This window comes from Pseudomaricurvus sp. (assembly GCF_965662505.1).
Taxonomy (GTDB): Bacteria; Pseudomonadota; Gammaproteobacteria; order Pseudomonadales; family Cellvibrionaceae; genus Pseudomaricurvus.
Window position 1 is genome coordinate 7,129 of the sequence record NZ_CBFIHX010000066.1, and the last position, 13,090, is coordinate 20,218.

9 protein-coding genes are annotated in these 13,090 nt (G+C 50.8%); 4 read left to right on the top strand and 5 right to left on the bottom strand.

Annotated elements, in window-relative coordinates; all coding sequences use genetic code 11:
* Window positions 1-518: Fe-S biogenesis protein NfuA (nfuA, locus tag ACTG33_RS10410; RefSeq protein WP_439135145.1), on the top strand; the 518-nt coding region annotated here is incomplete at its 5' end.
* A gap of 115 nt (window positions 519-633) precedes the next feature.
* Window positions 634-1,512, top strand: a complete 879-nt coding sequence (locus ACTG33_RS10415) for a crotonase/enoyl-CoA hydratase family protein (protein WP_439135146.1) — start codon at window positions 634-636, stop codon at window positions 1,510-1,512.
* Between the two features lie 85 nt (window positions 1,513-1,597).
* On the opposite strand, the gene ACTG33_RS10420 is transcribed toward ACTG33_RS10415, so the two are convergent.
* The 5 genes from ACTG33_RS10420 to ACTG33_RS10440 form a co-directional block, all read right to left on the bottom strand.
* Window positions 1,598-2,668, bottom strand: coding sequence for a 3-deoxy-7-phosphoheptulonate synthase (locus ACTG33_RS10420; RefSeq protein ID WP_439135147.1), 1,071 nt, complete (start codon window positions 2,666-2,668; stop codon window positions 1,598-1,600).
* Between the two features lie 116 nt (window positions 2,669-2,784).
* Window positions 2,785-6,192: a UvrD-helicase domain-containing protein gene (locus ACTG33_RS10425; protein WP_439135148.1), complete on the bottom strand. Its 3,408-nt coding sequence runs from the start codon at window positions 6,190-6,192 to the stop codon at window positions 2,785-2,787.
* A 2-nt stretch (window positions 6,193-6,194) separates the two neighbouring features.
* The gene (locus tag ACTG33_RS10430; RefSeq protein WP_439135149.1) at window positions 6,195-9,047 is read right to left on the bottom strand and encodes a PD-(D/E)XK nuclease family protein; all 2,853 of its coding nucleotides are present in this window, start codon (window positions 9,045-9,047) and stop codon (window positions 6,195-6,197) included.
* Window positions 9,048-9,186: 139 nt separating this feature from the next.
* Window positions 9,187-9,477 carry a hypothetical protein gene (locus tag ACTG33_RS10435; RefSeq protein WP_439135150.1) on the bottom strand — a complete coding sequence of 97 codons (291 nt, stop codon included), beginning with the start codon at window positions 9,475-9,477 and terminating at the stop codon, window positions 9,187-9,189.
* A 225-nt stretch (window positions 9,478-9,702) separates the two neighbouring features.
* Window positions 9,703-10,122 carry a hypothetical protein gene (locus ACTG33_RS10440; protein ID WP_439135151.1) on the bottom strand — a complete coding sequence of 140 codons (420 nt, stop codon included), beginning with the start codon at window positions 10,120-10,122 and terminating at the stop codon, window positions 9,703-9,705.
* Window positions 10,123-10,443: 321 nt separating this feature from the next.
* On the opposite strand from ACTG33_RS10440, the gene rmuC reads away from it, so the two are divergent.
* A complete protein-coding gene (gene rmuC / locus ACTG33_RS10445) occupies window positions 10,444-11,958 on the top strand; it encodes a DNA recombination protein RmuC (RefSeq protein WP_439135152.1) in 1,515 nt (504 codons plus the stop codon).
* Between the two features lie 11 nt (window positions 11,959-11,969).
* Window positions 11,970-12,917: an AEC family transporter gene (locus tag ACTG33_RS10450; protein ID WP_439135153.1), complete on the top strand. Its 948-nt coding sequence runs from the start codon at window positions 11,970-11,972 to the stop codon at window positions 12,915-12,917.
* The last annotated feature ends 173 nt before the right edge of the window (window positions 12,918-13,090 follow it).

The window sequence follows — 13,090 nt, forward strand, 5'->3', positions numbered from 1 at the left end:
GTGAAGGTATCGCGATTCGCATGTTTGTCGCGAACCCTGGCACCCCCCAGGCTGAGACCTGTATTGCCTACTGTCGTCCTGGAGAAGAGCAGGAAGGCGATGTAAAGCTCGATCTGGATATGATCGGTGCTTACTTTGAAGAGCGCAGTTTGCCATTTTTAGAAGACGCTAAAGTCGATTACTCCCCGGATCGCATGGGCGGCCAGCTGACTATTCGCGCCCCCAATTCCAAAATGCCTCAGGTGACTGACGACAGTCCCGTCGAAGATAGAATCAACTATGTACTGTTTAACGAGATTAACCCTGGACTTGCCGCTCACGGTGGTGAGGTTTCGTTGGTGGAGTTTACAGAAGATAACTACGCCGTCTTGAAGTTTGGAGGTGGTTGTCAGGGCTGCAGCGCCGTTGATATCACGCTGAAAGAAGGTGTTGAGAAGACACTGATCGAGAAAATTCCTGGTCTCGTGGGCGTTCGTGATTCGACAGACCACAGCGATACGACCAACGCTTACGCGTAAATCCGGTCCAACCCGTTTCAATTAAAAGCCGCTGTTTGCGGCTTTTTTTGTGTCTGAAATCCAGAAAAGATGTGATAGGGTTTACCCGCATAATATCAGAAGAAGCGGAAACCCTATGAATTACACCACACTGGATTATCAGTTGAGCGATGGCATTCTCACCATCACTCTAAATCGCCCTGAGCACATGAATTCTTTCACCGTCACCATGGCCAATGAATTGATTGAGGCCATCAATCGAGCCAGCGATGATGACGATGTACGGGTTATTGTCTTTACAGGCGCAGGCAAGGCGTTCTGCGCCGGCATGGACTTAACGGCAGAGGGGAATGTCTTTGGTCTGAATGAAGAGCTTGAGCCCAGTTTGGAGGATGTCGACAATCACTACGACGATCCGGAATACATTTCGGGCGTTCGCGATACCGGCGGCAGAGTGACTCTGGCGCTATACGATTGCAGCAAGCCTGTGATCGCAGCCATCAATGGAGCGGCCGTGGGGATTGGCGCAACCATGACTCTGGCAATGGATATCCGATTGGCCTCATCTAAAGCCAAGATTGGCTTTGTTTTCAATAAGATAGGGATCACTCCTGAAGCTTGTTCTACCTGGTTTTTGCCAAGAGTGGTGGGCTTGTCTCAGGCGCTGGAGTGGACTTACAGTGCTGAAATTCTCACCGCCGAAAAAGCCAAAGCTGGCGGTTTGGTTAAGGATATCTATGAGCCTGAGGATCTGCTGGAAGAAGCTTATAAGCTCGCTCGTCACATTGCAGAGAACAGCTCTCCGGTGGCCATCGCCATGACCCGCCAGATGATGTACCGCAACTCCGCTATGCCACACCCTCGTGATGCTCACAAAGTGGATTCATTGGCTATGTTTTACGCCAGTCAAAAGGATGGCAAAGAGGGCGTTGCGTCGTTTCTGGAAAAGCGCAAACCCAAATTCACCCAAACAGTGCCTTCAGATCTGCCCGAGTTTTATCCCTGGTGGGAATGATCCGGGCACAAAAAAGCCGGCGCCTGATTAAGGGGCCGGCTTTTTGTCAAAAATGACAATTTAGGTCATTAACGACGCGTTTCCATTAACGACGCTTTTTCAAAGGCTCAGCAACTTTAGCCGCCATGTCTTTGAGGGTCTTTTCAGTGGTTTCCCAATCGATACAGGCGTCCGTAACAGACACACCGTAAGTCAGGTCGTCCAGATTGCTGGAGATCTTCTGATTGCCCGGACCGATATTACTTTCCACCATCAGGCCGATAATGGATTGGTTGCCTTCAAGGATCTGATTGGCAATGTTATCCATGACCAGAGGCTGTAGTTCGTGATTCTTATTGGAGTTCGCGTGACTGCAATCCACCATGATATTGGTAGAAACGCCGGCTTTTTCCAGTTCCTGCTCGCACAGGGCGATGCTCACTGAATCGTAGTTAGGCTTTCCGGCACCGCCGCGCAGTACCACGTGGCCAAACGCATTGCCTTTGGTGTGAGTGATCGCGACTTGACCGTTGTTGTTAATCCCAAGAAAACGGTGAGGGCTTGAGACGGATTCCAAAGCGTTGATCGCTACGGTAAGACCACCATCGGTTCCGTTCTTGAAACCCACTGCCGAAGACAGGCCGCTGGCCATTTCACGGTGAGTCTGGGACTCAGTGGTACGAGCACCAATGGCAGACCAGGCAATCAAATCCTGAATGTACTGTGGAGAAATAGGGTCCAGAGCTTCGGTAGCGGTTGGCAGACCGATCTCAGCTATATCCAGCAGCAGCTTACGGCCGATGTGCAGACCTTCTTCAATCTTGAAGGAGTCATCCAGATACGGGTCGTTGATCAGGCCTTTCCAGCCGACAGTGGTGCGTGGCTTTTCAAAATACACGCGCATAACAATAAACAGAGAGTCTTTAACGGCATCCGACAACGCTTTCAGGCGATGAGCATAATCAATCGCAGCGTCTACATCGTGGATGGAACAAGGGCCAATCACGACCATCAGGCGGTGATCCTTGCCTTCTAAAATATTACGAACGGTCTCGCGCCCCTCAGTAACCACTTTGCGAGCTTTATCCGATAAAGGTAAAGCACTCTTGATAGCGGCTGGTGAAATGAGGATCTCTTGCGAGACGATGTTCAGATCGTCTACTGCGAACTCTGTCATTGAACTACCCAATACGGTTGTTTTCTGTAAGCGCGCTATTCTACTGAAAAACAACATAAATAGTGAAACTTAATGACCTGATTTTGGCCATTAAGTAAAGGTTTTTATCTTCTGTGTTAGCCGAGCACTTCCAGATGGGCCAATAACGGGAAATATAAAGCCGTTTTGACGCGTTCGTCCTCCAGATCCGGGAAAAGCTGACGATAGCGCTTCAGTTGTGGCTGGTAGGCTTCTGCTTCGGCGGTTAAAAAGTCGCTCAACTCCTGATCAGCTGCCGGCTCACTGGATTTGTAATCAACGATCCAGCGGATCCCCTGATCGACAAATGTACGATCGATAATGGAGTTCCGGGTTTTAGTATAGGGACCATCTCCCGCTGAAACCGACCAGAAACTTTGTTCGCAGGCGGATTGTTCATGACGGTTATCCAGTAGCCAACAGCCATTGGGATCTGCCAGCATACGGTGTAAACCGAGTTCTATTCGGTTGAGCGCGTCAGTTAAACTGGTGCCATTCAACCCCAGTTGCCGTAGCTGAGCTCGCCAGAAGGGTTGCTGTCGCCGGATTCGATCACTGTCCCAGGCGTCGACACCATCTTTGACAATCTGCGCCAGGCTGCGATGCAGTACCGTGCCGGTATAGCGCGAGCCCCGATGGCGTAAAGCGTCGTCGTTGACCGTATTGTCTTCATCACCGAACTCTCGTCCACGATAAGCAGCAAGCAGGCTGGAGGGCACCAGTGTCGGGCGCTGCCAATCGGGTGTCAGGCGACGAATCATGGCAATGGGTTGAGGTTTCTGGCTGGTTTCATCGGTCTCGCCCACCACCGTAAACAGTGCGGATTCCTGCACCGCTGTCCACAAAGGTGACAACAGTGCGCCGGCAGAAGGGGCTTTTGGCAACTCGCTCTTGCTATCGACATTGAGATTGGCAATCAGGTGCAAGTGGTTGATCGCACGGGTACAGCCGACGTACAGGAGGCGAGTGGCTTCCAGCGAGTTTTTGATTTTCTGTTCCTGACGCAAAAACTGGTACAGCGGATCATCGTCATCGCCGGTAGCCGATAGAGGTCCGAGCAAAAGTTGCTTGTCGTGTGCGGTGTTGATGCGCTCTTGCCAAAGTATCAGCTGTTTTTCATCGCTGCGCTGAGTTTTATCCAAACCCGGAATGATCACGGTTTCAAACTCGAGGCCCTTGGATTTGTGGATGGTCATCACCTGAATCCGCGGGTCGGCATCTGCCGCAGGACGGGCGTAGAGCTGTTTGACGGAACGGGAAAACTCATCCCACTGCAGTAATTTGCCTCCCTCGTCGAATTTGTCGAGCAGGCTGAAATAGTCCTGAGCATTGGTCAGATCGATGGCATCCGGTACGCAGGCTGGTCCACCCAACGCTACCCAAAGACCTTCGATCCACTGTCGCAAACTCTTGCGACGGCGGTTTTGCCAGGCGGTTTTGATTTGCGGGACAGTGCGACTGAGTATTTTTTTGGCTTCTTTACTCAAACCCTGGATCGACTGATGATCCAGAAGGTTACTGAGAACCGCAGGGAAACTCTTTTGATCAACGAGTTTATTGTGCTGTACCAGATGCAACAGATCGTCATTCCCGAGACCGATGAAAGGGCTGCGAAGGATCGCCAGCCAGGCATTACGGTCTGATGGGTCGAGCAGGGCGCGAGTCAGACTGAGCAAATCGACAATCGCCATGCGACTGGCAAGAGGATCGATATCCGTCGCTTGCCAGCGAAGTCCGGCTGTTTGCAGTGCATGAATGATTTCACGCAGGTGCGGGCGATTTCTGACCAGAATGGCAATTCTGCCGTTCTCATCAGCTGCCAGGGCTTCCTTCACCAGATCAACGACTTTTTGTGCCTCGGCCTTACGATCCGGTGCGTCCAGAAATACATGGGTGCTAACCGCCGGGCCGTCCATAGCAGGTTTGAAACCTATGGAGGGCGCATAGCTCACGGCACCGCGGGAAATGTCATCCGCTTCCGGAAAAGCGTTTTGGAACGCCATATTCACCCAGTCCACAACACCGGATTGCGAGCGGAAGTTGACGGTTAACTCTAATGGTGTGAGCCGAATATCGCCGATACCGTTATTGCGTGCATCCAGAAAAATGCCCACGTTGGCGTCGCGGAAGCCATAACAGGATTGCATCCCATCCCCCACGATAAATAGCGTGCGGCCATCATCCGGTTGCCAGCCAGCGGTCAGCTTTTCCAGTAATTGCAGTTGAGGGCTGGCGGTATCCTGAAACTCGTCCACCAGAATGTGTTTGATCTGATAATCCAGCAGCAGGCTGAGATCGGTAGGACTGTCTTCGTCGCCAAGAGCCAGCAGCGCCCCTTGGGTGATTTCGCTAAAATCTGTGGCATTCAGAGCACGAAAAGCCAGTTTCAGCTGGATAACCGCATACGGCATGATGCGGGTTAATCCGTCCAGCAACCGCCATTGCTGATGAGGGTAGTGGGTGGGCGGTAAAATGCGGATGAACTGGAACAAATCCAGCAGCTTCTTTTGTTCGCTCAGATGACCTATCAGCTCGGCCATGGCTTCTTTCTTCAGCTTGGCGGCGGCTTTGCTGTCTTTATCGGTGCCGGCTGGAAAACCAAAGTTTTTGTTCAGCCCCTTGATAGAGCGCCACTGTCCCGCCTGAGTCAGCACCAGTTCCACCAGACTGCGCCAGTCATCCAGATTGTCCGGGTGGCACGGCGGCAGCTCGACGATGCCTGCCAATTGGCAAATCAGTGACGATGGCTTGTCTTCAAGACTGTTGTTGCCGGCGTAATCTGCCAGCAGGCACAGGTCACTGGCGTAGGGTAGAAGCAGTTCACTGGTTTCTTCCAGTGTCTCAACCACCAGCTCATGCAGGACATTTTCCAGATAGGCTCGCGCATCCCGGGCGCTGAGAAGGGGCAGCAACCACTGGTCGCGTTTACCCAGCAGGTTGATTAACAGGCTGGTTACCGCCTCAATATTGTTGTCGAGGTGAATAAACAGTTCTTTTAGGTCATGTTGAAGTTGGCCTTCCTGCTCAAGCGTCGCCAGTGTTTGTTCTACAGCCTGGCGGTAGACCACTTGCGGATGTTCCAGCATCTGGCTGGAGCCACCAATACCACTGGTGATGGGATTGTATTGAGTCAGTGAGCGGCACAAGCCATCAATGGTCTGTACCCGCAGTCGATTGGGGTTTTTAAGCAGTTGCCACTGCTGTTGGCGATCCCGCTCAATGACTTTTTGAGCGAGGTCCCAGGTCAGTTGTTCGTGGGGTGCTTCGGGACGAGGCTGTTCTGCCGCAAACTGGATAGCGTCAGTGATCCGCTCCTGCATTTCGGCAGCGGCTTTACGGGTGAAGGTAATACACACCACTTCTTCCGGGTTATCGCACAACGGCAACAGGGTTAATACCCGCTGGGTCAGCAGGCCGGTTTTACCGGATCCAGCGGGAGCGGTTACGGCAAAAGACTTTTGTGGGTTCAGGGCTTCGGCACGGGCCAGATGATCTTGTGGTTGCATGATTACTGTCCTCCCTGAGTCGGTTGGCTCGGAGACAGTACGTCCGGAGACGGTGCGTGCGGGGACAAAAAAGCGTCGCGCACGAAGTCTTCTTCCTGCCATCGCAGAATGGGGCCTAAGTCTTCATAAAAGCGTTTTAAAGACGGGTTTTTGAAGTCCAGAGAGCAGTCACCCTGTAGAAAAGTCGTGGCCAGCATTTCCAGCTGTTGCTGCCAATGTTCGCGAATCTGCTGCCAGTCAGTCGGTAACTCCAGCGAATCGGCCTTGTCGGCAGGCAAGATGTCCGGATGATCCGTCGACAGGCCACCCAGTCCCTTAATGGCTATGTCTTTGGCATTGACCTGGGCAAACATAACGGCGCTGATCTCTGTCTCCTGATCCTGCAAATAGCACAGGCAGTAGAGCGGGAGCTGGGGTTCATCAGGGCGTTCGCCGCCCCAGCTTTTGGGATTCGGTGAACCGGTTTTGTAATCGATGAGAATCAGTTCGCCATCACTTAGTTTATCCATTCGATCCAGGCGCAGCGTCAATGGCAATCCTGCAAAGTTCGCCGTAATGGCTTCTTCATTAGCGACCACCGTGAAAGGCGGGCGCTGTTTCTCCTGCTCCAGCCAGCGAAGAATCAGTTGGCTTTGGCGATTTTCCTCCAGAGCGGAATAGGTTTCGCCAAAGAAGTCAGGCTCCCGCTTGCGAAAATTATGGATATGCTCCTGCACACGCTCGTTCACCAGCGCCTTCAGCTCTGCGTCCAGCGTGTTGAGCAAGGTTTCCTGATCCACCAGCTTTTCCCAAATGTCAGACAGAGCATCGTGCAAGATTTGTCCGCGCTGCATAGGGGTAAAACCCAGAGCCTCGGGATCTGTTTGCTGAGCACCCAGACGATGCAGGGCAAAAGCGGCGAAAGGGGAGATGGCCTGGTTTTTCAGAATCTGGCTACCCCCGCGAATCTGGGTTAACTCGGCCGGGCTGACAGAGGGACCATTGCCGGTGTTGATCCATTCCAGTTTCTGATGATCCACAATCTCTTGGAGATAGCTTGGCCACCCCGTTGCCAGAGACGTATTCAGAACGTTCAGAGGCTCTTTGGCAGCTGATGCCTCCACGCTAGAGGTGGCCAGATCTTTGACCAGTGCACTGGGGTGTAATGGGGTGTCCGCATCAAAACAGGGGTGGCTAAAGACCACTTCCGGAGCGCAGTGACGATAGCCTTCTGTCAGGCGCTCAGCGAAGGCCAATTCGCGATCGGCATCCGCATGCGGCATGCCGTGTTGTCGTTGCAGACTCAATGGCAGCAGGGGGTTCGGTTCCGGTGCGGGTGGCCAGTTCTGCTGGCTCATACCCAAAACCCAGCAGTGGGAAAACTGCAGTCCGGCACCTTCCAAAATACCCAGAATCTGTACGGGTGATTCTGGTGTTTGAGCTTGAAAATGCTCGCTGCCGGCCAACTGAGACAAAAGGTTTAGGGCTTGATCGCAGGTCATTAGTTTGCCAGTGTTTTCCAGTTGACAGAACTTTTCCTGCAGTTGATACCACTGAGTCATTTGCTGGAATTCGTTACTGTCCAGCCTACGGCTTCCGGGCCATCCAAGATGTCGCAGCTGCGCTTCAAATAATTCCAGCCATTGCCCCGGGAGCAGTTGTTTGGCTCGCTGGCGGCGCAGAGACTCGATATGCTGCAGTTTTTGATCCAGCCATTGCCATTGTTCGATCTGAAGGCTGTCCTCTTGAGAAAGGGAGGAGGGATCCTCTTCAGATTGAGCCAACTTATGGCAGATTTGACGCAGCTGACTGACTTTGAGTCTGGCGCGCTGAAGTTTCTTCAATTTTTGTGCGAGCAGCTCGCTGATAGAAAGGCTGTCAGCGATTCCCCAAAACGGTGAGCTGAGCAGCTCAATGAAGTCTTCTGTGCGGATTCGGTATTGATTTAACTGCAGCAGCATCAAGGAATCATGCACGAAAGGCACACTGCCCAGAGGCACACCGGCAGAGAAGTTAAACGGTAAGGTGTAGCGGGCGGTTTCCGGAAGGGAGTACTGGGGCTCCAGCACCTCCACAAAAACCTGCTCCACGGTTTTACGGATTTGCCCGAGGTTCGGCGCAATGATACCTATGGATGCGTTGGGGTTTTCCTTAAGAACAGTTTGTGCCCAACAAGCGGCGGAGCGTATTTCGTCCTGCTGATTGGGGCAACCAGCCAGGCTCAGGTGGCCAGTGGATGCAGCGGTAAACGTAGCCCTTAGTTGATGACTTGTCGCTATGCTGTCAAATAACCGTTGGCTGAGAGGTGGAATGTCATCAAATCCCAGTAACAACAGCTGATCTTCTTTCGGCACGAGCCCTGATTGATAACACTGGATGATCTGCTGCTGTATCTGTTCAGGCGTACAAAGCTGGTGTTGATTCAGCAGTTGCTCAAACTTTTCGCTCCAGCGTATCAGTGGGTTCTGTTCCGCAGTATTTTCATCGACGAGGGTTGAGAACTCCAGATTCCAGCGCTGTAACGTGCGATGAGCCGTTTGTGCGTCACTGGCCAGCTTGTGCGGATTGATGAGCTCAGCGCCAACAGCGTCTTCTTGAATAATATCCAGCCATAATTGCTGCAAGACAAACTCGGTGGCAGGGCTTGTGGGCGTAGTCAAAAGTGCCTGATCCAACAGCAATTGATAGCTTTCCGACAGCCATTCGCTTAACGAGTAAGCCCTCGGTGCGTGCCAAACTTGTGCACCGCACTGTTCCTGATGCTGACTGTAAGCGGCAACCAGTTTATTTTTAAGGCGGCTGTTGGGTGTGAGGATCAACACTCCATCGTTGATGGGCTCAAGCAGAGGCTGAATATCGAACAGGCTGATAGGCATTTGAGCTAAAGAATCCTTCCGGTGAGAAAGCCGAAATCATCGCATAGCTATTGGGGAGTGTCACTGTAAGAGAGCAAAGAAGAGGCTACCCCGAAGCGACAGTGGAGGGCTGTACAGTCTTCGGGGCGTGCAGGTGGACTTAACCTGCCATGCGTGCCTTATATTCACGGACGATAGTGTTAAAGTCATCCGCAACAGACTTCATCTCATCAACCATGGCGTTGTGCTGGCCGGTGGAGATTTTACATTTCAGGTAGACCTCAGCCTGATCAAGAAACGCTTTTACATCATTTTTAGCTTTTACCATTTGAGGAGTCACCGCGGATGATGGGTCCGGCAGGCTTGGCGCTGCAGGCTTGCTGCAAGCCATTGACAGTGGGGCAAATGTGGCAAAAACCAGAGCGGGCAGAAGAAGTGTTTTGCGCTTCATGGGCATGTTCCTTTAATGCAGTGTTAATTGTAAGTCGTCAGAGCTCGATTATCTGACGATAAAATGAACTGTTGGCATCAAGGGTATCGGCTGTAATTTGCAAGACTTGAATGGGGAATGTGAGGAACATGCCCAAATTAACAAAACTATTATGTCCGGCATAGGGGGTTGATTGTTTTTTGATCAGATGGCGTAGATTCAAAACCTATGAAGAATGGTGGAGATCTAAATCAGTTTCTCAATACATTCCAAATAGTTGGGCTCTTCTGTCTCAAAAAGAGCAGAGCCTCCCAATCTATAGGCCTTGAGAAGGTGCGTCCGGGCGGAAGCTCTTTCTCCTATTTGATAAAGGCATTGCCCCAGTCTGAGATGAATAAAGGGATTATCCCGGATTTGTGGACAGTGATTGGCTGAGCGGAGGGCCTCGCAGCCTGGGATGTACTGCTTGAGACGGAAGTAGCTATCACCAATGCCGGTCAGCACCCATCCTGCCTCGGCAAAGTCAGTTTGAGGCTTGGGCAGCAGCAGCCAACCTTGATAGAATAGACGCAATGCTTTCCTGTAGTCACCCTGATCGTAGCTCTGATAGGCATCGGCACAGAGTGATCGGATCTTCTCAGTCGTGTCATTGGGCAGTTCGGTCATTTTTCGCTCAGTTATTCAGATTTCCACTGTGCTGACTTTGATCCTGTGCGTTATGGGCACAGATTCAACAGGCCAACCTCTGATCCTGCGGATGATAACGGTCTGTGTCTTCAAAACAAAGTATCGAGAACAACCAAGTATCGAGAACAGCAAAGTATCGGTAGCACAGAGTCGAGAATGTAGTACAGAATCGAGGATAGTGCTCGACAAACCCGCTATCGGAAAGATCGTGTCTCGATAATTAGAGCTTGAACAGGCTGCTGTGAATTTGCATCTCTTGCCGTATACCGACCACAACACACATAATTAACGGATTCATGAATGTCATTTGATTACTTAACATCCGCAGAGGCTCAAAGAGTCTTAATTGCCGTATTGGCCATGGCGGTGTTAGCGGCCTTGCTTTTGAGAAGGCAAAGCCAAATCCACTCCCGCAGAGAACAAGATCTGCAGGAACAGCTGCATCAATCAACCACTGAGTTGACACTTTGCGCGCAAAAGCTGGAGCAGGTAGTCAGCAACGAAGCCAAAGATCGTGAGCAGCTTTCTTCACTTCAGGATCAGCTCAAACAATACCAAGTCAGCCTGTCTGAGAAAGACGCACAGTTGGCAGTTTTGGAAAATAAAGCTGCTGATCTGGATGCGATAAAAGCAAGCGCGGAGGTTAAAGAACGTGAATTACGTCAACTGCACGCGGAGCATCAAAGCTTGCAGGCGAAAAGCCTTGCCGAGAAAAACAGTCTGGAAGAAAAACTGGCTCTACTAAAAGACGCTAGAGAGCAGCTGAATAACGAATTCAGCCTGTTGGCGAACAAGATTTTTGATGACAAGCAACAACGTTTCACAGAGCAGAGTCAACAAACGCTTTCAGCCAGTGTTAATCCGCTCAAAGAACAAATTGAGGCCTTCCGTAAGAAAGTAGAAGATGCTTACGACAAGGAGAATTCAGAGCGAAGTAAATTGGTGGGTCAGATTGCTGAGCTGCAAAAGCAAACCCGCCAGATCGGTGAAGACGCAATTAACCTGACCAACGCCTTAAAAGGTGATAATAAGGCTCAGGGTAATTGGGGGGAAGTCATTCTGGAGCGGCTGCTTGAAGACTCTGGCTTACAGCGCGGTCGTGAGTATGAAGTGCAGGTGGCCCTTAAAAATGAAGAGGGCAAACGTCGTAACCCTGACGTCATTATCCGTTTGCCAGAAGGTAAAGACATCATTATCGACTCGAAAGTCTCCCTGTTGCATTACGAGCAATATACCTCCGCTACCGAGGAGGTGAGTCGTCAGCAGGCCCTCAAACAACACCTTACATCCGTCCGTAACCACGTGCAGCAGTTGAGTGGAAAATCCTACGATAAACTTGAAGGTATTCGCAGCCTCGACTTTGTCTTTTTATTCATTCCTGTGGAAGCTGCTTTCATGTCAGCGTTACAGGCGGATCAAAGCCTGTTTCAGGACGCCTATTCAAAGCACATTATTTTAGTCAGTCCGACCACGTTACTGGCAAGTTTACGTACCGTTGAAAATATCTGGCGGTATGAGAAACAAAACCAGAATGCCGAAGAGATCGCACGACAGGCTGGAGGACTGTACGACCAATTTGCCTTGTTAATCGAGGCATTTGAAGACGTTGGCAAACAAATTGATAAGGCCAGCCAGGCCTATACCCTGACCCACAAACGACTGGCCACGGGTCGTGGAAACCTGATGCGACGAGTGGAAAGCTTGAAGTTACTCGGCGCTAAAACCAAGAAGCAGCTTACTCTCGACAAGTCAGACGAACCTGTAACGTCAGATGAGGCAGATAACCTGACGACTGACAAAATTGACGCTGAGTAACGAGTAATCTGATGTTTCTGGATGTATTAAGTTTCACCGTTTCAGTGACGGCGCCTATCTTTTTGTGGCTTGTTGTGGGGGCTGTGCTCAGGTGGGTAGGGCTGTTGTCGGACCGTTGGATTCACCGGGGGTCTACCTTTGTATTCTATGTGAGCCTCCCTGTACTGATGTTTACAAGCACCATCAGGCAGCCCATTTCAGAAGCCGTTGAACCACTGCTGTTTATCGTCTGCTTAATGGTAACGGTGTGTATTTTACTGCTGTCACGCTGGTGGGCCGCTAAAGATCGATTGCCTCCTGAAGATGCCACGGTGCTACAACAAGGTGCGTTACGAGGTAATCTGGGCATTATCGGGATACTGCTTTGCATTAACGCCTATGGCAACAACGTGTTAGCGCAAGTCTCTTTGCTAATGGCCATGCTCACCATTGTCTACAACATCCTCAGTGTTTATATTTTTGTCGATGGCTTGAATGAAGGTCGTTTAAGCCTGAAACTGCTATTGAAAAGCTTACTTAAAAACCCGTTGATATTGGCGATTCTGGCTGCCTTGCCATTGGCTCTGGCCAGCGTCTCCATCGATTCATATTGGCTGCAGACCAGCGACCTTTTTGTAAAGTCCACACTGCCCATTGCGTTAATATGCATTGGCGGAACATTAAGTTATCGCAGTGTCAAAGATGATGTACTGCCGTTGCTTAAGACCGCCTTTCTGAAACTGATACTCATGCCCCTTATTGCCATCCTGCCACTGTTCTTTTTGGGTGAGCATGGTCAAAAATTGGGAGTTGTCTTTTTGTTGATGGCCAGCCCGACGGCAGCAGCCAGTTTTGTCATGGCCAAAGCTTATCGTGGCAATGCAACGCTGGCCGCAAATATTGTGGTCTTTACCACCATTGGTTCCTTGTTGACAATTAGTCTGGGTGTGTTCTTGCTCACTTTTTGGCAGCTTATGTAGATCGTGGCATTTAAAGTCAATCAAACGTTAAGCCAATTAACCTTTAAGCCAATCAACCGTTAAGCCACAGAAGCGCTAAACAAATTCGGAGTGTAAGAGTTATATGTCCACATTGATGATATTCACCATCGCTGCAGCTGTTATTGTGATCGCTCTTGCATCTGTTGCAATCC

Coding starts and splice junctions, on each gene's coding strand:
- ACTG33_RS10415 (WP_439135146.1), top strand. CDS start 634: ATGAATTACACCACACTGGATTATCAGTTGAGCGATGGCATTCTCACC.
- ACTG33_RS10420 (WP_439135147.1), bottom strand. CDS start 2,668: ATGACAGAGTTCGCAGTAGACGATCTGAACATCGTCTCGCAAGAGATC.
- ACTG33_RS10425 (WP_439135148.1), bottom strand. CDS start 6,192: ATGCAACCACAAGATCATCTGGCCCGTGCCGAAGCCCTGAACCCACAA.
- ACTG33_RS10430 (WP_439135149.1), bottom strand. CDS start 9,047: ATGCCTATCAGCCTGTTCGATATTCAGCCTCTGCTTGAGCCCATCAAC.
- ACTG33_RS10435 (WP_439135150.1), bottom strand. CDS start 9,477: ATGAAGCGCAAAACACTTCTTCTGCCCGCTCTGGTTTTTGCCACATTT.
- ACTG33_RS10440 (WP_439135151.1), bottom strand. CDS start 10,122: ATGACCGAACTGCCCAATGACACGACTGAGAAGATCCGATCACTCTGT.
- rmuC (WP_439135152.1), top strand. CDS start 10,444: ATGTCATTTGATTACTTAACATCCGCAGAGGCTCAAAGAGTCTTAATT.
- ACTG33_RS10450 (WP_439135153.1), top strand. CDS start 11,970: ATGTTTCTGGATGTATTAAGTTTCACCGTTTCAGTGACGGCGCCTATC.